The 20267-nt window shown below is 61.2% G+C and carries 17 protein-coding genes; 5 read left to right on the top strand and 12 right to left on the bottom strand.

The window, feature by feature from the left end:
• Positions 1-26: 26 nt before the first annotated feature.
• The 3 genes from J2X71_RS05195 to J2X71_RS05185 all read left to right on the top strand — a co-directional run bounded on the left by J2X71_RS05195 (position 27) and on the right by J2X71_RS05185 (position 2788).
• A complete protein-coding gene (locus J2X71_RS05195) occupies positions 27-1418 on the top strand; it encodes a M17 family metallopeptidase (RefSeq protein WP_310379737.1) in 1392 nt (463 codons plus the stop codon).
• 113 nt (positions 1419-1531) lie between these two features.
• On the top strand, positions 1532-1882 hold the full coding sequence (locus J2X71_RS05190; protein ID WP_113298189.1) for a helix-turn-helix domain-containing protein: 351 nt from the start codon (positions 1532-1534) through the stop codon (positions 1880-1882).
• Between the two features lie 51 nt (positions 1883-1933).
• Complete coding sequence (locus J2X71_RS05185) at positions 1934-2788, top strand: NlpC/P60 family protein (protein ID WP_310379733.1); 855 nt, start codon at positions 1934-1936, stop codon at positions 2786-2788.
• 15 nt (positions 2789-2803) lie between these two features.
• On the opposite strand, the gene J2X71_RS05180 is transcribed toward J2X71_RS05185, so the two are convergent.
• The 12 genes from J2X71_RS05180 to J2X71_RS05125 all read right to left on the bottom strand — a co-directional run bounded on the left by J2X71_RS05180 (position 2804) and on the right by J2X71_RS05125 (position 18104).
• Positions 2804-4195 carry an amidase gene (locus J2X71_RS05180; RefSeq protein WP_310379731.1) on the bottom strand — a complete coding sequence of 464 codons (1392 nt, stop codon included), beginning with the start codon at positions 4193-4195 and terminating at the stop codon, positions 2804-2806.
• Between the two features lie 36 nt (positions 4196-4231).
• On the bottom strand, positions 4232-5095 hold the full coding sequence (locus J2X71_RS05175; protein WP_310380085.1) for an ABC transporter permease: 864 nt from the start codon (positions 5093-5095) through the stop codon (positions 4232-4234).
• Positions 5095-6042, bottom strand: coding sequence for an ABC transporter permease (locus tag J2X71_RS05170; RefSeq protein ID WP_310379728.1), 948 nt, complete (start codon positions 6040-6042; stop codon positions 5095-5097). The genes J2X71_RS05175 and J2X71_RS05170 overlap by 1 nt, the downstream gene beginning before the upstream one ends.
• 43 nt (positions 6043-6085) lie before the next feature.
• Positions 6086-7615 carry an ABC transporter substrate-binding protein gene (locus tag J2X71_RS05165; protein ID WP_310379726.1) on the bottom strand — a complete coding sequence of 510 codons (1530 nt, stop codon included), beginning with the start codon at positions 7613-7615 and terminating at the stop codon, positions 6086-6088.
• Positions 7616-7765: 150 nt separating this feature from the next.
• Entirely contained in the window at positions 7766-8686 is a 921-nt protein-coding gene (locus J2X71_RS05160; protein WP_310379724.1) for a LysR family transcriptional regulator, read from the bottom strand.
• Between the two features lie 44 nt (positions 8687-8730).
• A complete protein-coding gene (locus J2X71_RS05155) occupies positions 8731-9726 on the bottom strand; it encodes a P1 family peptidase (protein ID WP_310379722.1) in 996 nt (331 codons plus the stop codon).
• A 122-nt stretch (positions 9727-9848) separates the two neighbouring features.
• On the bottom strand, positions 9849-10043 hold the full coding sequence (locus J2X71_RS05150) for a hypothetical protein (protein ID WP_025669973.1): 195 nt from the start codon (positions 10041-10043) through the stop codon (positions 9849-9851).
• Positions 10044-10563: 520 nt separating this feature from the next.
• Positions 10564-13491 (bottom strand): aminotransferase, encoded by a 2928-nt coding sequence (locus J2X71_RS05145; RefSeq protein ID WP_310379719.1) that lies wholly within the window; start codon positions 13489-13491, stop codon positions 10564-10566.
• A 114-nt stretch (positions 13492-13605) separates the two neighbouring features.
• Positions 13606-14490 (bottom strand): formyltetrahydrofolate deformylase, encoded by an 885-nt coding sequence (gene purU, locus J2X71_RS05140; RefSeq protein ID WP_310379717.1) that lies wholly within the window; start codon positions 14488-14490, stop codon positions 13606-13608.
• Between the two features lie 214 nt (positions 14491-14704).
• Positions 14705-15721 (bottom strand): acyltransferase, encoded by a 1017-nt coding sequence (locus J2X71_RS05135; protein WP_310379715.1) that lies wholly within the window; start codon positions 15719-15721, stop codon positions 14705-14707.
• Positions 15722-15775: 54 nt separating this feature from the next.
• Positions 15776-17047 (bottom strand): hypothetical protein, encoded by a 1272-nt coding sequence (locus J2X71_RS05130; protein ID WP_310379713.1) that lies wholly within the window; start codon positions 17045-17047, stop codon positions 15776-15778.
• A gap of 1 nt (position 17048) precedes the next feature.
• Complete coding sequence (locus J2X71_RS05125) at positions 17049-18104, bottom strand: glycoside hydrolase family 5 protein (RefSeq protein WP_310379711.1); 1056 nt, start codon at positions 18102-18104, stop codon at positions 17049-17051.
• 130 nt (positions 18105-18234) lie between these two features.
• Between J2X71_RS05125 and J2X71_RS05120 the strand changes: the two genes are divergently transcribed.
• Both J2X71_RS05120 and J2X71_RS05115 read left to right on the top strand, forming a co-directional pair.
• Positions 18235-19857, top strand: a complete 1623-nt coding sequence (locus J2X71_RS05120; RefSeq protein ID WP_310380083.1) for a GumC family protein — start codon at positions 18235-18237, stop codon at positions 19855-19857.
• Positions 19858-19927: 70 nt separating this feature from the next.
• Entirely contained in the window at positions 19928-20254 is a 327-nt protein-coding gene (locus J2X71_RS05115) for a hypothetical protein (RefSeq protein WP_310379709.1), read from the top strand.
• Positions 20255-20267 lie beyond the last annotated feature (13 nt).

The following is a 20267-nucleotide window of genomic DNA, read 5'->3' as shown; positions in this document are numbered from 1 at the left end:
TTCTGCCCCGCCGCTTAAGGACAATCATGGCCCCCTTCCAGTTCATCGAAAGACCCACGCCTTTCAACACCAAGGGTGGGTCGACGCTGCCCATCTTCGCTGTCACGCCCGCCCATATCGAAACCGGCACGATCGATCCGATCGCGCTCGATTGGGCCGGCAAGGCCGGCTACAAGGCGGAAAGCGGCTCGGTGCTGCTGATCCCCACCGCCGAGGGTCACCTCGGCGGCGCGCTCTTCGGGCTCGGCAGTAATCCGTCGGAACAGCCTTTTATAACCGGCAAGCTAGCCCGCGCACTTCCGGCCGGCGACTGGCACATCGAGACCGCACCGCTGACGGCCAACCGCCTGGCGCTCGGCTTCGGTCTCGGCAGCTACCGCTTTGACCGCTACAAGTCTGAAAAATCCCCGGCTGCGACGCTGATGATCCCGCGCGATGCAGACGGCAACGAGATCAAGCGCCAGCTCGCCGGCGTCTTCCTCGCCCGCGACCTCATCAACACGCCGACCAACGACATGGGTCCGGAACAGCTCGAAGCCGCCTTCCGTGGCTTGGCCCAGCACTACAAGGCGGAGATGTCGGTCATCATTGGCGACGACCTGCTCAAGGAAAACTTCCCGCTCGTCCACACTGTCGGCCGCGCCAGCGCCGATGCGCCGCGCCTTCTGGAGCTGCGCTGGGGCAAGAAGGGCCACCGCAAGGTGACGCTGGTCGGCAAGGGCGTCTGCTTCGATACAGGCGGTCTCGACATCAAGCCGGCTTCCTCCATGCTGCTGATGAAGAAGGACATGGGCGGTGCCGCGAACGTCATGGGCTTGGCGCTCATGATCATGGATGCCAAGCTGAAGGTGGATTTGCGCGTCATCATCCCGGTCGTCGAGAATTCCATCTCGTCGAATGCCTTCCGCCCCGGCGATATCTACAAGAGCCGCAAGGGCCTGACGGTCCAGATCGACAATACCGATGCCGAAGGCCGCCTGATTCTGGCCGATGCGCTCGCTTATGCCGACGAGGAAGAACCCGATCTGCTGATCGACATGGCGACCCTGACGGGTGCCGCTCGCGTTGCCCTCGGCCCCGATCTGCCGCCCTTCTTCACCGATGATGCGATCCTCGCTCACGACTTGACGGAGGCAAGCCTCGAGACGGACGATCCGCTCTGGCGGCTGCCGCTTTACGCCGGCTACGAGAAGGACATCCGCACCAAGTTTGCCGATATCACCAATGCTCCGGCGGGCGGCATGGCCGGTGCGATCACCGCAGCACTCTTCCTGAAGCGCTTCGTCAGCAAAGCAAAGAGCTGGGCGCATTTCGATATCTACGGTTGGGCGCCGAACGAGCGCGCGCATTCGCCGGGTGGCGGTGAGGCGCAGGCCATCCGCGCGCTATACCATCACATTCGCCACAGCGTCCGCTGAGCCGATCGTTAAAATTTTATTCACCTTGCGAGGCGGCATTTTGTGCCGCCTCTTGCTTGCGCGTTGTAACTGCCGGAAAATGAAACGTTAGCGTAACGATTTCCGGAGGGGCCGTGCCGATTGAACTGACCGCCTCGCAGGCGCTTGGCCTCTGGCACAGTGTGGCGCTCAACCAGGTTCGTCACGACAACAGAGATTTGACGTTGCGCCAGATGGCGATCCTGCTGCATATCTATCTGGTGCCGCCGCCGCATACCGTGCGCGGACTGGCTGCGACGCTGAACGTGACGAAGCCGGTCATCACCCGGGCGCTGGATACGATGGGGGAAATGGGCCTCGTCGATCGCGTCCGCGACGATGCCGACCGGCGCAACGTCATCATCAAGCGCACCGTTGGCGGTGCGCTCTATCTCGAAAAGCTCGGCGACCTCGTGCGCGAGCAGGGCCGCAAGCTTTCGGTCTGAATGGCCCCCGACTGAAAGGGCCATCTGAAAGGCCCATCTGAAAGGAATGTCATGACGATGCTCGACCGCCGCCTCCACGCCTATCGCCCGGATCTCGCGGAAGCCGGCCTCGAGGGCAAGGTCGAAGCGACGCGTTTCGTCAGCGGCACGCCGGCCCGTGTCTGCGTCCCGGTCGTTGCCTTGCGCCCCCAGCCGGACTTTGCCCGTGGCATCGACACGGAACTGCTTTATGGCGAGGATATCACGATATTCGATCGCGCTGACGGCTGGTGCTGGGTCAAAGCCGCATCGGATGGCTATGTCGGCTACTTGCCCGAGGACGCAATTGCAGAAGCAGCGACGACCTCGACCCACATCGTCGTTCCGCAGCGCACCTTCCTCTATCCCGAACCGGAATTGCGTAAACCCTATAAGACGGTGCTTTCCATGGGTAGCCGCGTTCATATTGCCGGCGAAGCGGAAGCGCGTGGCAATCGCTATCTGGTCCTCGATGACGGCACTGCGATCTTCTCGAAGCACCTGCTGCCGCTGGGTGCCTTGGACGGCCAGGATTATGTCGATATCGCCGCCCGCTTTCTGGAAACGCCCTATCTCTGGGGCGGCCGTTCAGGCCTCGGTATCGATTGCTCCGGCCTCGTCCAGCTTGCGCTGCAGATGACCGGCAGAAGCGCGCCGCGGGATACAGACATGCAGGCGGCGGGCCTCGGCGAGCCGATCGAGCGCTCGGATGTGCGCCGCGGTGATCTAGTCTTCTGGAAGGGGCATGTTGCGATTTTCGAAGATCCCGAAACCATCATCCATGCCAACGGCCATACGATGACCGTTGCGCGCGAGAATTTCGAGGCGGCCGTCGAGCGCATCGGCTGGCTATACGAGCAGCCGACCGGCTATCGCCGTCCGTTCTGACGTTACCTGCAATCGTCAGGCCGCTGGCGGCTTTGGCCAGTCTTTCACGCCACCCGTCCAGTTTTCGAAGGCTTTCGAGAGCCTGAGCACCCGCATGTCATCGAAGCGCGGCCCGACGATCTGCAGGCCGATCGGCATGCCGGATTTCGAGAAGCCGCAATTGATCGATGACGCCGGCTGGTCCGACATGTTCCACGGCACCGTGAAGGCGATATGCTCGAAGGGCAGCTTCGGATCGTTGGTCGGCGAGGGCCATTCGGCCGGATAGGAGACGATCGGATTGGTCGGTGACAACACCGCATCGACCTCGGTGAAAAGCCGGCCGCAGGTCTTGCGCATCTCGATCGTCTGATTGAAACCCTTGACGGCGTCCACGCCGCTGACATCGGCACCGCCCTTCGCCCACTCGTAGATATAGGGAAGAATACTCTCGCGGCGTTCCTCGCTGAGCCCGGCAATGTCGCCCCAGAAACGCGCGCGCCAGAAAGTGTCGAGCCCATCCAGCATGGCGCGCGTCAGCACCGGTGCGGCTGGAACGATCGTTGCCCCGGCCTTCTCGAAGAGCCTAGCTGCTTCTTCGACGGCTATCCTCACATCTTCATCGACCGCAAGACCGCAGCCGGCATCGAGCATCAGCCCGATCCGCATGCCGCTGACATCGATATCGAGGTCCATCCAGTCGAAGTCATTCGGCGGCAGGCTGGTGCCGTCGCGCCAGTCGGGACGGGAAAGGGTCGCCATCGAATAGGCGGCATCCTCCACGGTGCGGGTCATCGGCCCCGCACAGCGCCCGACATAATAGGGATCGACCGGAATGCGCCCATGGCTTGGCTTGAAGCCGAAGACGCCAGTCCAGCCCGCCGGCAGGCGCACAGAGCCGCCAATATCGGTGCCGACATGCAGCGGCCCGTAGCCGGCAGCGGTTGCCGCCGAGGCGCCAGCGCTCGAACCGCCGGGGTTTTGCGTAATGTCCCAGGGATTGCGGCTCAGAGGATGAAAGCTGGAAAGGCCCGAAGAGAGCATGCCGTAATCGGGGCAGGTCGTCTTGGCGAAGATGATTGCGCCGTCCTCCCGCAGACGAGCCGCCGCCGGGGCATCCGCTTCCGCGGGCTTCAGTTCGATCGCTTTCGTGCCAAGCGGTACTGGCTGGCCTTTGGTCGCGATCAGCTCTTTCAGCGTGACCGGGATACCGTCCAGTGGACCGAGTGTTCCGCCTTTCATCCAGCGTTCGCTCGATGCCTTCGCCTGCTCGCGCGCCGCCTGCGGATCGTAGAGATAAAGCGCTGCGATCGAAGGTTCCCAGGCGTCGATATGCCTTTCGAGGGCAAGCCAGTATTCGAGCGGCGAGAGGCTTTTGTCAGTGAAGCGCCGCCTGAGTTCGTGGATGGTGAAATCGGTATCTGGCATGGTCTGGTCTTTCGGGCGTTTTGTCTTGGGAGGACATCAGCGGCTCGCTTCGCGCGGGTCGAAAAGATCACGCAGCCCGTCGCCCAGCATGTTGAAGCCGAAGACGGTGAGCGCGATCGCAAGGCCGGGCATAATCGCCAGCCAAGGGGCCAGCGAAAGGAAGGTCTGGGCATCCGCCAGCATTCGCCCCCAGGTCGGCGCCGGCGGCGCCATGCCGAGGCCGAGGAAGGAAAGGCCGGCCTCGGTAAGAATCGCCAAGCCGAGCTGGATCGCTGCATGCACAATGATCTGGCTTATGATGTTCGGCAGCACATGTCGGACCGAGATCGTGAAGCGGCTGTTGCCGATCGCCTGCGCCGCCAGAACGTAATCTCGGCTCCAGGCCTGCAAGGAGGTAGCGAGCGTCACGCGGGCAAAGACAGGTACCATGAAGACCGCGATTGCCGTGATGGCGGTAAAGCGCCCCGGTCCCAGAAAGGCGCCGAGGATCATGGCCGAAAGGATCGGAGGTAGGGCGAAGATCACGTCGCAGGCGCGCATCATCAGCGTCTCATAGGGGCCACGGATCGCAGCCGCGGAAATGCCGGCGATCGAGCCAAGCGTCCCACCGATGGCGACCGCGCTGACGGCGATAGACAGCGAATTCCAGCATCCGACCATCAGCATGGAGAGCACATCGCGGCCGAACTGGTCCGTGCCAAGCAGGCCGAAGGCAAGCGGCGGCTGCAGCTTGTGAATGATCTGCATCTTTGCCGGAGGCAGCGGCGTCCAGAAGAGCGACAGCAGGGCAATGGCAGCGAGAAAGCCGACGATGATGGTCCCGACGATCAGGTTCTTTCGTCGGCTAAGCCTGAAGCTACGGCGTCGCGGAACGACGGCGGAGGAGACGATGGGTGCCATCATGCCGCCTTTCGCATGCGCGGATCGACCATGAGATAGGAGAGATCGACGATGAAGTTCATGACGATGACGAGGCCCGCGAAGAACAGCACGACATCCTGCATGACAACGATGTCGCGCTGCGACAGCGCCTGAAAGGCAAGCCGCCCGAGGCCGGGAAGGTTGAAGACGTTTTCGACCAGCACCGCGCCGGCGACGAGAAAGGTGAATTGCAGCCCTAGGATGGTCAGGATCGGGACCAGTGCATTCGGCACGATATGCCGCCAGAGCACGGTGCTGCGCGCCAATCCTTTGGCGACGGCCGTACGGGCGAAATCCTCATGCATTGTGTCGAGCACGGCAGATCGCGTCACGCGCGTCAGCACTCCGGCTTGCGGCAGAGCCAGCGCTACGGCCGGCATCACCAGCGCCTGCAATGCAGGCAGAAGCCCGGCGTCCCATCCCGGAAAACCGCCTGCCGGCATGAGACCGAGCGTAGTGGAAAACAGGATGATGAGCAGCAGCGCCACCCAGAAGGCCGGCACGGCGATGCTCACCTGCGAGAAGACCGTGGCGATCGCATCGACGATACCGCCGCGCCGCGCCGCGGCCAGCACGCCGAGCGGCAAGGCAATCAGCACGGAGAGCATGATGGCGATCAGCGCGAGCGGCAGCGTCACGGCCAGTCGCTCGATAATCAGCCCGGCGACCGGAACGCCATAGGTGTAGGATTGTCCGAGATTGCCCGAGAAGACACCGGCAAGCCATTGGCCGTAACGAAACAGAAGCGGCTGGTCTAGGCCGAGCTCATGCCGCAGCGCCGTCAGTGTCTCCGGGCTTGCCGAGGTGCCGAGCATGATCGAAGCAGGATCACCGGGCAGCAGATCCATGACGGCGAAGATCACCAGCGACACGACGAGAAGAGTGATGACGAGGCCGGCGAGGCGGCGGGAAAGCAGTGCGATCATATCGTCTTCATCACCCTGTCAGTCGCCGCCCGCACTCGGTTGTTCAATCTTCCCAGGAAACGTTGCTGAGAACGTTGGAAGGGATCGGCTCGTTCTCCCACAGGCCCTTCAGCTTCTTGTCCCAGACGCCGAGCTTGGGCATGACGAAGAGGTAGAGCGCCGGCACTTCCTCGGCGAGGATCTTCTGTGCCTCGCCGTAGATCTTGGCCTGTTCGGCCGTATCAGTAGTCTCCTGCACCTTCTTCATGAGATCGTTGAAGGCGGGGTTCTTGTAGTTGAAGTAATAGGGATCACGCGAATAGACATCGATGTCCATCGGCTCGGCATGGGCAACGATCGTCATGTCGTAATCGCGGCTGGTCATCACATCCTTCACCCACTTTGCCGGAAATTCCGTGGGCTCGATGTTAACAGTCACGCCGATTTCGGCAAACATCGCCTGCATCACCTGCGCGCTACGTGGAGCATAGGCCATCTGCGGCGATTTGATCGTGAAGGTGAAACCACTGGGATAACCGGCCTCCGCAAGCAGTGCCCTCGCCTTTTCGACATTGTAAGGCAGCACGCCTGTCATGTCCTGATAACCGGGATCGTTCGGCGTATAGTGGCTGCCGATCGCCGTGCCGAGGCCGGACCAAGCACCGTCGATGACGGTCTGGCGGTCGATTGCCATCATCAGTGCCTGGCGCACGCGTTTGTCGTCGAAAGGCTTGCGGGCATTGTTCATGCCGGCAACGACCTTGAGCTCGGTATTGCCGACCTTGGTCGCGAGACGCGCGTCGCCATCGAAGGAGCTCATCAGCTCGGGTGCTGCGAATTCCGGAAAGGCGTCGAGATCGCCGGATTTCAGCGCTGCCGCCTGTGCTTGCGGATCGTTGATGAAGCGGAAGGTGACCTTGTCGAGCTTGGCCGCACCCACCTTGTTCCAGTAATCGGTATTCTTGATCAGTTCCACGTGGTCGCCCTTGGCCCAGGTGGAGAATTTGAACGGCCCGGTACCGACAGGCGTCGTCTTGTCGTCGGCTGCAGACTTCGGTCCGACCATGACGGAAGCCGGCCAGCCGAGCCAGTAGATCAGGCTGCCGGTCGGGCTGGAAAGATGCAGCACCAGTGTTTCGGCATCCGGCGTATCGATGGAGGCGATCGACGCGAAGAAGCGCTTCTGCGGATTGACGGAATCCTTGCCGCGGGCGCGGTCGAGAGCGAACTTGGCGGCGGCCGAATCAAAAGCCTCGCCGTCGTGGAATTTCACGCCGCTCTGCAGCTTGAACGTATAGGCCAGGCCATCGGGGGAAATTTCCCAGCTCTTGGCGAGCTGCGGCTGCACTTTACCGGTCTCGTCGATACTGACCAGTCCTTCGAAAATGTTCTGCCAGGTCACCTGGCCGATGGCGACAGGTGCAGCGATCGTCGGGTCAAGGCCGGTTGGCTCGACGCTCATCCCGAGATTGAGTGTGGTCTTGGCGGCTTCGGCGGGCGTCAGCGCCAGCATCATGATGCCGGCGGAAAGCGCCGCACCCATGGAAAGACGCCGCATGAGACGCGCCGACGGCGCGAGCGAAACCTTGATCATCCTGTTCCCCTGTTTGGTTCCGCTGCTGGACGGATCCCTTTTGCGAGTAGAGTGACACTACGGCAGTGCACACACAATGACGATTTTGTGTGCTCAGCGTAGCCGAAAAAGCTACACCGCAATTCTTGCCGTGATGCAAGTCCGCGAGTTCTACTCTTTGCTGTCGGTCTTGCGGTTCGATTGCTCGCGCATGAAGCGTTCGATGAAATCGAGAAGCTTGGTTGCGGCAAAGGAAAGCTGTCGATCGGGCGCCACGCAGAGATCGACATGCGTGCGGATACTGGTCTTGCCGGCAAGGGGAATGGCGCAGAGCTGCCCGGCCTCGATCTCGCGGCGAACGGTCAGCGCCGGCAGCAGCGTCACCGCTGCGTTGCTCAACACCAGTTCTTTGAGCATCTCCAGCGAACTCGTCACGAAAACCGGATCGAGGCTCAGCCCTTCCTTGTCGAAGAGCGCGTCGAAGGCCTGGCGAAAGCCGAAGGATTGATCGGGCAGAGCCAGCGCGTAATCGGCCAATTCCTTCAGGGGAATATCCGGACGCGCCGCAGCTGGATGGCTCGGTGAAGTGATGAGGTCGTAGGCGATTTCCGAGCGCAGCCGCACCTTGGTGCCGGACATCGGCGGCGCAAACAGAGTCACCGCAATATCGGCTTCCGCGCTGTTTACGGCTTCGATGGCCGCCCGTGCGCTGGTGATCGTCACGGCAAAGCGCAGCTTGGGATATTTCAGGCTGAACTCGGCCAGCGCAGGCGCAAGCAGATTAGCGACGGTCGCGCCGTTTGCGTAAATGTTGACACGGCCGCGCTGCAGGCCTTTCAGATCCTCGATCAGCTGCTGTACATGGTCGAGCTCGCGCAGGGTGCGCCCGGCACGCGCCGCCAGCAGCTCGCCGGCAGCCGTCAGCTTCACACCGCGGGCGCTGCGTTCCACAAGGGGCGCGCCGAAGTGGTATTCGAGGTTCTCGATCTGCCGGCTGATGGCCGTCGGCGCGACATTCAGGTTTTCGGCGGCCTGGCGCATGGAGTTGGTTCGCACCAGCTCGTCGAAATACATCAGCGCCCGAATCTGCATTCACCCGTTCTCCGCCGTGAGGCTCTTTTATGTAATCTAGGCAACTAGCGTCCGGCCGGATAGCGGTCGCGCCATGCCATCAGCGCATCCGGCACCGGAAGCGCCGTCGCCTCGTAGACGCCGCGCGCGATCGCCCGCGCCATAACGATCCCGGCCAGATGACACAATTCCATCAGGCTTGCCATGTCGTTGCGCTTCTGCCGGCCGGTGGAGGCCGCAAAAATCGTATCGCCGTCGAGCGGCAGGTGGGCGGGCAGCACCGCACGCGCCAGCCCGTCATGGGCGGCGATGGAAAGCCGGTGCGCCTCCGCCTTGATCAGCGATGCATCGGTGACGATGGCGCCGATCGTCGTGGCCGTCGTCTTCACGCCCTTCAGCCGCAGGCTATGGTCCATCAGGCTGGGCAAGCCGAGCCCGCCGAATTCTGCATTCTGCTCGAAGGGGGCGGCCCAGAAATGCGGGCCTTCGCCGATCGTCGCCGTACCGACGGCATTGACGGCGACGATGGCCGCGATGCGATGCCCGGCGCTGCTGACCGCACTTGCCGAGCCGAGCCCGCCCTTGAAGGTCGCGGTCGTTGCCCCCGTGCCCGCACCAACAGTGCCGAGATCGAACGCGCCCTTGCAGGCGGCTTTCACGGCCTCATAGCCCATCTCGCGATAGGGCGAATGCACGCCCCAATCCTTGTCGCCGCCATTAAGCAGATCCATCAGGATCGCCTGGGGCACGATCGGAATGCGAACCGGGCCGACCTGAAATCCACGTCCCATCTCTCGCAAGCCTGCTTGCACGCCGCCCGCAGCGTCGAGACCGAAGGCCGATCCGCCCGACAGCACGAAGGCGTCGACAGCATCGACGACCATGGAAGGGTCGAGCAGCGCTGTATCGCGCCCGCCCGGCGCACCGCCGAGCACGCTGCCGGAAGCTACTGCCGCTTCATCGAAGACGATGGCCGTGACGCCAGAACCAAGCGAGAGGTCGGTTGCGTGGCCGACGGAGACGCCTTCGATATCGGTGAGGAGGTTGAGAAGATCGGACAAGCGCTGGCTCCTGTCTTGAAGGGAAGCGCGCCGATAGGAAGTCAAATGCGTTTAAAAGACAAGACCGGCCCGTTTTGCCGGGCCGGTCGGAAATCCTCTGAGTATTAAAGCCGCGTTCTGCGTTAGGCATGAAGGGGCTTCGGGTGGCGGCGGGTCATCAGGTCGTGAATGGCCAGCTTCACCTCGGCGGGCGAGCTGAAATGCTGCTCGTCGAGGTCATGGACATGGAACTTGACGGCAATGAACTTCAACCGGTCATCGTCCGGAATGACGATCCCGACCGGGATGCCTGCATATTCGATAACTTCTTTTTTCATGCGTAGAACTCCTGCCGCGCGGATGCGCTGGCTATGGCGAATTGACTTGTCTGTTACCGTTGAAAGGGGACGAACGTCACATTCGACAGTTCGGGCGGGAGAGGGCGCCCGGACGGTCATTGCCAAGCACAGATCGCCCAAGGACTCTGGCGAGAATTGCGAAATCGATCATGTCTCGTTCCTTGTATTGGCGTTGCACTTGCGTGGTCCCGGTAGAGCCCGGGGCCGGTGAAAGACCATCTCTTTAATCTACTAACTTAGTAGAGAATAGCCGATGGCCTATAAGAAACATATTCCGAAACGTGTCAAAATATCGGCGATCCGAAAAATTTCATTCCATCGCACGTCGGTTTGCAGAAAGAAATCTATCACGTCTTCGTGCAACCCATGTGACGGTCCGAGTAGTCTCGTAATCGCCGAAGCAGACATAGGAGGCCGATCTGATTCCGGCAATGGGGCGTTTGGTTAAAATTTGGAAAGCCTTGAAAAGACCGAATTAGTAAACGGCTGGAGCCCTCGTCTACCAGCCTTCCCGAAGCACCTTTTCCAGCATATCGGCGAAGAAATCGGCGCTTTGTTCGGTGAGGCAGAGCGGCGGCTTGATCTTCAACACATTCAGGTGATCACCTGTCGGCTGCATGATGACGCCGAGTTCCAGCAGCCGGTCGCAGATCGCCACCGTCTCTTCGGTCGCCGGCTCCAGCGTCGTCCTGTCGCGCACGAATTCGAGGCCGAGATAGAGGCCCATTCCATGCACGGCGCCGACAATCGGATAGCTGTCGATGAGTGCCGCCAGTCGCGCCTTCAGATGGTCGCCCACCTCCCGGGCATTGTCCTGCAGCCGCTCCTCGGCCATGACGTCGAGAACCGTCATGCCGGCAACGCAACTGACCGGGCTGCCGCCGGCCGAGGAGAAGAAATAACCTTCCTTCTCCAGCGAAGCGGCGATCTCCTTCGTCGTGATGACGGCGCCGAGCGGATGGCCGTCACCCATGCCCTTGGCGATGGTGATGATATCGGGCACGACGCCTTGCTGCTCGAAACCCCAGAAATAATGGCCGAGCCGCCCGTAGCCCACCTGCACTTCGTCGGCGATGCAGAGGCCGCCGCGCTCTCGCACGTGCCGGTAGACCTCCGTGAGATAGCCGTCGGGCAGTGGAATGCCGCCGGCATTGCCATAGACAGATTCGGCAATGAAGCCGGCCAGCCCTTCGCTCTTGGCATCGATGGCTTCCAGCACCGGTGTTATCGTGCCGAGATAATCCGCTGCGGTTTCCGGCCCACGGAACTGGCCGCGATAGGTATTGGGCGAGACGACGGCGTGAACCCAGTCCGGCCGTGTCGTCAGCGCCTGCGGATTGTCGGCGACAGAGGTGGAGACGGCATCGCTTGCCACCGACCAGCCGTGATAGCCCTCCAGCAGGCAGAGCATGTTGCGTTGGCCGCTATGCGTCCAGGCAAGCCGCAACGCCAGGTCGTTGGCTTCCGAGCCGCTGTTGACGAGGAAGACGGCATCCATGCCGTCGGGCGCCAGCGATGCTAGGCTCTCGGAGAATTCCGCGACGGCGGCATAGTGGAAGCGCGAATTGGTGTTCAGCATCAGCCATTGCTGGCCGATCGCTTCCGCCATGCGCGGATGACCATGGCCGAGGATCGTGACATTGTTGACCATGTCGAGATAGGCGCGACCCTCGATATCGAAGAGATGCTCCTTCCAGCCGCGCTCGACCTGCGGCGGGTGCGCGTAATAATTCTTCTGCGGACTGGCGAAATGTGCCTGCCGCAGCTCGAGAAGCGTTGCCGTTTCGGGTTTTGGTGCATCGGCACCCGGCCCGAGGAGCACCGAAGGCGAGGGGCAGAGCGCGGACCACGCCTCGGCTTGTTGCGGTGTCGAAAAGAGTGGCGGCTCGAAGCCGGCGATGCTGCAAAGCTGCAGCCGCAATCCGCCGAGCGAGGACGTCTCGCCGGAGACCGTGCCGAGCCCCTGACCGGCGGCGACCTCGCTGCCGTCCTCGACTGAAAGTTCGATGCCGTCGATATGCAGTTTCATATCGGCGCCTGTGAGGACCAGATGCTGGTCGTACCAGGTGATCCGACCGGCAAAGGGTGCGGCAACGAGGCTGCCCGCTGCAAGGCAGATATCCATATGCAGGGCATAGGTCGCCTGGGCTTTTGCACGGTGCAGGCCGGCGCGGGACAGGCGATATTCGCCGTAACGCGTCGCCGCGGTTCCCGTTTCCGCCGCCGCGCGGGCAAGAAGCCGCCAGTCCATATCGGTCGCCAGCCAGTTACCGTCAGAAAAATGCGGGCTCTGCACACCGAGATCGACATAGGCGATGGATGCAGGATCGATCTCCGGCAAGAGCGGCTGCCAGTCCGTCGTATCGACACCGGCAATATCGAGACCGGCCGCTTTCAGGATAGCCGCTTCCATCAGTTCGAACGGTACGGACATCGCCGTATCGAAAATGCGCCGTTCGCCCTCCAGATTTCCTCTGACATAGTCATTATCGGGATCGATTGCGATCTGCTGCTCGCTGCTGGCGACGAGAATGACGGCGCGCGCCACGATGAGCGGCCAGAGCGCCTTCAGCTCGTCATCCATCAACGGGTAAATCTCGTGATAGGCTTTCACCGCCGGCAGGATGTAAAAGGGATCGCCATCTGCCTGATGCAGCAGAGAGGCGCAGGTCACGGCAAGGTCGCCGACCAGCCAGCCGCGGATGATGTCGCCGAAATCGATCACGCCGTCGGGAACGGGCCGCCCATGCACATCAGGGCGGCTGACGACATTATCACCGGTCACGTCGTGATGAACCGCCTGAAGCCGCAGCGACGGCGCAAGCGGCTGGATGCGGCGCACAGCCATGACCATCGTCTTGGCGATCCTGTCGCGCGCGGCGCTGTCGGTAATGGAGGAAAGCAGTTGCACGGCCACGGGCCCGGCGCGGCGCAGGTCCCATTGCAGGCTGCGGTCGAGCCCGGGATGGCTAAAATCGGCAAGCGCCTCAGCCAGTCGCGCGCAGAGCGCACCGAGCGCCGCGACCGAGGTGGGCGCCAGATAGGCGCGGTGGGTCAGGCCTTCGCCTTCGAGATATTCCAGCAAACGGACCTGGTAATCCTGCTCCCGCACGTTGACGGAAACGATCTCCTGCCCTTCGGTGGACGCCATCACGTTTGGAACACGCGGCGCATCCGCCTTGGCGCGTAAATGATGGATCGCCGCATTCTGCGCCTCGAGTTCCTCGGTCGCATAGGCGGCATGGCAGATCTTCAGCACATAGCGGCCGTCTTCCGTGTCGAGCCGGTAGTTGCGGTCCTGCTGGCTGCCGAGTTCGGACAGCGTGCCGGAAAGCCCGTAGTGGGAAAGAAGGATATCCGTGGCTTCGGAAGCGGTAACATCGGGGCGCGGCAGCGCCATGCGGTCAACAAGCGCTTCGTCGGTCATGGCACCCCTCCGCAGCATGATTCGATTACCTAATGAAACAGATAATCAAGCACTTGCCGACAAGCAACGGAAGATTGCGCCAGCCGCGGATTTAGGGGAAGTGCGTTGTTTGCCTCAACCCATGCGTTCGGAGGCATAGCTGCCGGGGCTGGCGGGGAAGACGATCGTGCGGTTGCCGTTGAGGAAGACGCGGCGATGGATATGCGCATGGATGGCGCGCGCCAGCACCTGGCTTTCGACATCGCGGCCGATCGAGACATAGTCTTCGGCGCTCTGCGCATGGGTGATGCGAGCAGTGTCCTGCTCGATGATCGGGCCTTCGTCGAGATCGGCCGTCACGTAATGCGCTGTCGCGCCGATCAGCTTCACGCCGCGCTCATAGGCCTGTTTGTAAGGGTTGGCGCCCTTGAAGCTCGGCAGGAAGGAGTGGTGGATGTTGATGATACGGCCTGACATCTTCCGGCACATCGCATCCGACAGCACCTGCATGTAGCGGGCAAGCACGATGAGTTCGGTGCCGGTCTGCTCGACGATGTCGAGGATCTGGGCTTCGGCCTGCGGCTTGTTTTCCTTCGTCACCTTGATGTGGTGGAAGGGAATGTCGTGGTTGACCACGACTTTCTGGTATTCGAAATGGTTGGAGACGACGCCGACGATGTCGATCGGCAGCGCACCGATCTTCCAGCGGTAGAGCAGGTCGTTGAGACAGTGGCCGAAGCGGGAGACCATCAGAAGCACCTTCAGGCGCTCGCTCCCGTCATGTACCTCCGCATCCATGCCGAACTTCTCGTAGATCGGCTTGAAGCCTTCGCGGATCTCGGCAAGCGTTGCACCCTCTTCGGAAATGAAGCTGACGCGCATGAAGAACTTGCCGGTATCGAGGTCGTCGAACTGCGAACTATCGATGATGTTGCAACCCTTTTCGGCGAGATAGGTCGAAATCGCCGCCACGACGCCGCGCGTCGACTTGCAGGTTACCGTCAATACGTAGTCCGTCATGTCCTCTTCCCTCTCTTAAGCCGCCGGGCCGTCCTTAGATCAAACCCCCGGCCGCGAACAGGCCGGCAAGCTTTCATTTCTGCAATAAATTGCAAGCCGAACCTTCATGCCTGCGGCATTTGCTTTCATGGCCGCAAGCTTATGACAGGACGCGCGGGATTCCGTTCTGCCTGCGCCGTTCGAAATCCCGTCCTCGCCCTCTGATAGTTTGAGGTCAGACGGCCGGCCGGCTGGCGACCCGGACTTTTCTGCGCGGCGTGATGATTTCGTGAATGATCGCTCCCACGATGGAGGAGAGCGCGAGGCAGAGGATCACGAAGATGACAGGCTGCTGAAGCGCGCCGACCGGGAAATGATTGGCGATGATCCGGAGGAAAGCCAGCGTGAAGGCATGCGTGATGTAGATCTCGTATGAGGCGTCGCCGAGATAGTTGAGCCAGCGCACAAAGGGAAGTTTCGAAAAGTCGATGGAAATAGCGCTATAGACGATGAAGATTGCCGGTATGCCCCAGCCATAATAACGGTCTCCAGGCCGCACCAGATCCTCGTTGATGAAGAGGAAGGCGAAGCCGACAGCAAGCAGAGCCCAGGCCCAGCGCTGCGGCAGCAGAAGCTTCTGGCCATAGAGCCAGCCGAGCGCCACGCCGGCCAGGAATTCCAGGATGATGGGTTCGCCATAGAATTTAGTGGCTGTCGTTTCCGGCAGCAGGTGGCAGACGATCAGGATGGCTGCAAAGGCACCGAAGAGGGCGGGCAGGCGATAGTCCTCGCGGATCGGCAATAGCAGCGCGAAGACGAAATAGAAGAACATCTCATAATTCAGCGTCCAGCCGGGCACGATGACGGGCGCGATCATCGTCGGGTCGACCGGATTGATCCAGGGCAGGAACAGCATCGAGGCCATGAGATGCGGCAGATCGAAAACGGTAGACTTGAGAAGCGACGGTGCGATAAGCGCGACAGCCGCCGAAAATAGCGTCGCCAGCCAGTAGAGCGGCACGATCCTCTTGACGCGCTTGCGGACGAAATCGACCGGCGTCATGTTTCGTCCGCTTGTCGTCAGCCACATCACGAAGCCGCTGAGCACGAAGAAGATATCGACACCCGTTTCGCCATAGATGAACGAGGTCGCGTCTATGGCGGGATTGACCTTGGCAAGCTGCAGGATCGCGTGGAAATAGACGACCATCAGCGCCGCGATGGCACGCAGATATTGCAGCTGGACAAGCATCTGGTGTCTTGCTCCCACAGGCTCTGCGGATCGCCCTTCAGGCAAGCCGCTTCGTCAACTCAGTACATTTGCCGGACGACCCTGCCGGATACGTGGCGTGTCGCGGAAACGCATGAACCCGATGACAAGCCAGACGAGACCGGCGATCTTCATCGAGAAGATTGCCGTTCCCCCGATCATCATATTCAGAAAAATGAAAAGAGAAAGTGAATGGGCGCAGCGCCTTTGTGCCGGGGTCGTGCCCGCGGGAAACAGGCAGACGAAGAGCCAGAAGGCGATGACGCCGAAGATCGTTGCGCCATAGACGAGGTAGACATAGCCGCTATCGGCGAATTCGGCGACTTTATCGACGGAAAGCCCGAGGATCGCCAGTGGATCGAGATCCATCAGTTTCTTCATCGTCAGATTGATGCGCCCGGTGAAATTGTCGCCGATCGCATTGGGGTCCTTCATGTAGACAAGAAAGCCGGCGCAAACGATGAGCGGCATCAGCGCCAGATTGAAAGCCTTGGGGATTCTGGGAAAGACGAAATAGCCGCCGATACAGCAGATGCAGAAGATGAGCATCGTGCGGGTATCATTGGTCGTGAGGATCAGCAGCGCTGTCGCAATGGCCAGCGCCCGGTCGATCCGCGTCAGCCGTTCCCACATCGAAATAAGGTAGATCGCGATCACGCCACAGAAATTGGCGAGCGACACCTGCTCCAGAAAGATCGAGGACGAGCGGTGATCGATGATGCCGAATGAGAATCGGCCGGGAAAGCCGAGTGCATTCTGGAACAGGCCCGTCGTGTTGAAACTGAGCGGCTTCAGCCCGCGCGTGTTGGCGAAATAGTCCGAGGGATGCACGATACTGACATAGAAGGGCACGCTGATGATCTCGAAGATCAGGAAAAGCAGCACCATGAAACAGGCCACACGGAAGATCAGCTTCAGCGTCCGCTCGTTGCACCAGCCTCCAAGCCCCGTGAAGCAGAAGATGATCAGCACGTTGCGGAAATGATCGATGAAGGCCATGCGGTTGATCACGCTGACATAGACCGTCACGATCAGCGTGAAGAGCATGAACAGGAAGGCCGGAAGGTCTTCCTCATAGATCCCTTTGTGCAGGATGTAGATGATTGCGCTCGCCATGATCAGGCCTTCGCTGGCCGCCACGTGCGTCATCGAAAGCGGCATGACGTTGTGGTTTATGAAGGCCAGGATGCCATTGTAGAGAACCGAGAGCAGCCCGAGGATCAGAATCGGGTAATCGAGACGCGAAGCCGGGCTCGCCGCACCGGCAGCCGTTTCGAATCTCGTGCTTGTCTCTCCGATTGCTGCCATGTCACTTCCCCGCAGGCTTTACTGCTGCACAGGCGGGCGCATGCTTGGCAACCATTTGCTCAAGCAGACGCATTTGCGGGCGCTCCGGCGTGTCACGCGGCTGCACGTTGAAAGGTTCGCTGGCCGGCCACCATTCGCCAGCCGCCCAGTAGGAGAAGCCGATCCACGCATCGCTATTGTCGGACATGGTGGTGAACATGGTCTTCAGGCCATCGAGGCAATCCGCATTTGCAGACGCGCCAAATTCACCGAGGAAACCGCGTTTGCCGTTCTTCTTCAGCCAGGCGGTCACATTGCTGACGGCATCGGTCGCGGCCTTTGCGCCCTCGCAGGTCTCGTGCGTGCCCGAAGAATCCGCGTCGAGATACTGATGGAATTCATAGGCGTAGAAATCGAGCGGATCACGCACGCCGAGCATGACGGTTCCGTTCGCGCCGCCGATCACATCGGTTTCCCAGCTTGCAGCTCCGCTCCAGGCCGTACCGGGAACGAGGATGAGATTGCGCGCGCCGACCGCTCGAATGCCGCGGATCGCGGCGTTGGCGGCTTTCAGCCAATCGGTCGCGGGAATGTCATGCGGCTCGTTCATCAGCCCGAAGAGCACGCCGTCCTGGTTGGCAAATTCGACGGAAAGCCGAGCCCAGAAATCGGCAAAGGCTGCATTCGCTACGGGCGGCTTGCCGACCTGATCCTTGTCATAGTAGCCGAAATTATGCGGATCGAGCAGCACGCTCATCTTGTGCTTGCGAACCAGCGCTACCGTATCCTTCAAACGCTGCAGTTCATCATCGTCGAGCCGCGCGCCAAGCGTCGGCTGCAGCCGCTCCCAGCGGAAGGGCAGGCGGATGATCGTCATTCCCTTCTTGGCGAAATAGCGGATCGTTTCTTCGGTCGGGTAGGTGTAGTTCGTGCCGTAGACGCCGCCGCGCTCGCCATATTCGGCGCCGGAGAGATTGACGCCATAATAGCAAAGTGGTGCGCTCGCGGCATGGGCGGTGGACGAAATGCTCATGACGGCGGCAACCAGCAGCCTGTGCAGCAGTCTTTTCCGTTTCATGGCTATCCTCGCGGGTCGCGGCAGGTCGCCACGTCGGCTTCAATGCCGTCATCTTAACGGTCCGTTAGCTAAGAATTTCTAAAGTCGCTCTGTCTCGGCCATCCTTTCCTGCCGGGCGGATGCGGTGTTTATGAATCAGTATGACGGGAACAGGGTGAGCCGCCTGCCTGCCTGGCGCAGTTATGAGTCGTCTCAGCCTGCGCCTGAAGGCACCCGTGCGCGCAGCCCTATCATCCGGCCGACCGATTTCGTTCCGCCTCCACCGACTCCCGAGCCTGGTCCTCTTCCGGTTCGCCCTGCAGCGTCGGAAAGCCGCCCCGCTGAGCCGCCACGCCGCGATATTCCTGCCATCCCCGAACCCTCATCAGCGCCTGAACCCGTGGTCCAGCAAGCACCTGATGTCGTCGGACCATTGCTGGATATCAGATCCGCGGTTGCCGCCATCTGGAGCAGGCGCCTGATTATTGCCGGTCTTTGCCTCGTCGGTGCCGCTGCCGGCGCGGTGATCGCGCCTCGCATTCAGCAAAAATTCACTGCCGTTGCCGCCCTCTATTTCGATCCGCGTCAGATCGGACTTGCCGACAGCGGCGCGCAGACCGCGGCCCCGTCACCGGAAATGATTTCGACGCTGATCGATAGCCAGGTTCAGCTGCTGACCTCGGGCAACGTATTGCGTCGCGTAGCCGACGCCATGAAGCTCGATCAGGATCCGGAATTCACCGGCGGCAGGACGGATGGTGCCGCTATCATCGGCGCTCTTCAAAAGGCCCTGCTGATCACGCGTGAGAATAATACCTATGTGGTCTCGCTTGCTGCGACGACGCACGATCCTGAGAAATCCGCGAAGCTCGCAAATCAGGTCGTCACCTCCTTCATGCAGGAGGAAAGCAGCGCATCGACCGGCCTTTATGAGACCACCTCCTCAGCGCTCGGCGGTCGCCTCGACGATCTGCGCCAGAAGGTGCAGGAAGCCGAACAGGCGGTCGAAACCTTCCGCGCCGACAACGACATGGCGGCGACCGAGGGCAACCTGATTTCCGATCAGCGCCTTTCGTCCCTGAATACGCTGCTCATTACCGCCCAGGAAAAGACTATTCAGGCCAAGGCCCGTGCCGATGCCGCTGCAAGTCTGCGCGTCGAAGATATCGTCGCCGGCAGCCAGACGGATGGCGCCACGGGCACATCGCCGCTCGTCAGCCTGCGGCAGCAATATTCCGCCCAGGCCGCTGTCGTCGGCAGCCTGCAGAGCCAGATGGGTTCGCGTCATCCGCGCCTTCAGGCCGCGCGCTCTTCGCTCGACAGCATCGGGGTAGAAATCAGGGGCGAGTTGCAGCGGGTCGCGACCTCGGCAAGAGCCGAATATGAACAGGCCAAGAAGGCCGAAGACGATATCGCCAAGGAACTGGCGGTGCAGAAAGCCCTGCAAGCCACGACATCGGACAAGCAGGTGCAGCTGAACGAACTGCAGCGCAAGGCGACGGCCGCCCGTGAACTTTACGAATCAGTTCTGAAGCGTTCCGGTGAGACCAGCGAAGAGCAGAACCTCAACCAGAGCAATATCCGCGTCGTCTCACCAGCCGAAGTTCCTGTTAAGGCAGATGGGCCGAGTAAGAAAATCATCATGGTCGCAGGCGTGATTGGTGGCTTGCTTGCCGGCTTTGCTGTCGGCGCTGGTTTTGCAATCCTCGCCGGCCTCTTCTCTCATCCCGTCATCAGGAGCTATTTCCGCAAGCCTGCTCGCGCTTCCGCTTGATGGCGACTTCCAATCTTCCTACATCCTGAACACGGGTACTGAACGAAAGACGCCCGTGAAAGAGGTTGTGATGCGGTTCGCTGCGGTTCTCCTGTTGTCGCTTGTTGCCGGCGCTTCGGCTGCGCCCGCCTCTGCCATCGATTGGCAGAATTCCGGCAAGCAGGCCGTGCAACCGCTCTATCCCTACAAGGATCTTCCGGGCGTGAAGGCGCAACCGGACAAGAAGGTGGAGGAGTCGTACGACTGCCACACCGAGACGGTGCAGATCCGCCGCCGCTATGACCAGATCTTCCGCTCGGGCGGCATGCCGACACTGATGTATGTCTGCGAACGCGACGGTGTCGTATCCATGGATAGCCGGGTGCCGTTGCGCGGCCATTATCAGCCGGTGCGGTGAAAACCGCAGCGAG

It is taken from the genome of Rhizobium sp. 1399 (genome assembly GCF_031455475.1).
Taxonomy (GTDB): domain Bacteria; phylum Pseudomonadota; class Alphaproteobacteria; order Rhizobiales; family Rhizobiaceae; genus Rhizobium.
This window is presented reverse-complemented; position numbering and strand designations above follow the sequence as displayed.

What these genes read in the sequence shown, in the direction of transcription:
- J2X71_RS05195 (WP_310379737.1), top strand. Translation starts at nt 27, where the DNA reads ATGGCCCCCTTCCAGTTCATCGAAAGACCCACGCCTTTCAACACCAAG.
- J2X71_RS05175 (WP_310380085.1), bottom strand. Translation starts at nt 5,095, where the DNA reads ATGGCACCCATCGTCTCCTCCGCCGTCGTTCCGCGACGCCGTAGCTTC.
- J2X71_RS05120 (WP_310380083.1), top strand. Translation starts at nt 18,235, where the DNA reads ATGAATCAGTATGACGGGAACAGGGTGAGCCGCCTGCCTGCCTGGCGC.
- J2X71_RS05165 (WP_310379726.1), bottom strand. Translation starts at nt 7,615, where the DNA reads ATGATCAAGGTTTCGCTCGCGCCGTCGGCGCGTCTCATGCGGCGTCTT.
- J2X71_RS05160 (WP_310379724.1), bottom strand. Translation starts at nt 8,686, where the DNA reads ATGCAGATTCGGGCGCTGATGTATTTCGACGAGCTGGTGCGAACCAAC.
- J2X71_RS05180 (WP_310379731.1), bottom strand. Translation starts at nt 4,195, where the DNA reads ATGCCAGATACCGATTTCACCATCCACGAACTCAGGCGGCGCTTCACT.
- J2X71_RS05185 (WP_310379733.1), top strand. Translation starts at nt 1,934, where the DNA reads ATGACGATGCTCGACCGCCGCCTCCACGCCTATCGCCCGGATCTCGCG.
- J2X71_RS05115 (WP_310379709.1), top strand. Translation starts at nt 19,928, where the DNA reads ATGCGGTTCGCTGCGGTTCTCCTGTTGTCGCTTGTTGCCGGCGCTTCG.
- J2X71_RS05150 (WP_025669973.1), bottom strand. Translation starts at nt 10,043, where the DNA reads ATGAAAAAAGAAGTTATCGAATATGCAGGCATCCCGGTCGGGATCGTC.
- J2X71_RS05135 (WP_310379715.1), bottom strand. Translation starts at nt 15,721, where the DNA reads ATGCTTGTCCAGCTGCAATATCTGCGTGCCATCGCGGCGCTGATGGTC.
- J2X71_RS05125 (WP_310379711.1), bottom strand. Translation starts at nt 18,104, where the DNA reads ATGAAACGGAAAAGACTGCTGCACAGGCTGCTGGTTGCCGCCGTCATG.
- J2X71_RS05170 (WP_310379728.1), bottom strand. Translation starts at nt 6,042, where the DNA reads ATGATCGCACTGCTTTCCCGCCGCCTCGCCGGCCTCGTCATCACTCTT.
- J2X71_RS05145 (WP_310379719.1), bottom strand. Translation starts at nt 13,491, where the DNA reads ATGACCGACGAAGCGCTTGTTGACCGCATGGCGCTGCCGCGCCCCGAT.
- purU (WP_310379717.1), bottom strand. Translation starts at nt 14,490, where the DNA reads ATGACGGACTACGTATTGACGGTAACCTGCAAGTCGACGCGCGGCGTC.
- J2X71_RS05130 (WP_310379713.1), bottom strand. Translation starts at nt 17,047, where the DNA reads ATGGCAGCAATCGGAGAGACAAGCACGAGATTCGAAACGGCTGCCGGT.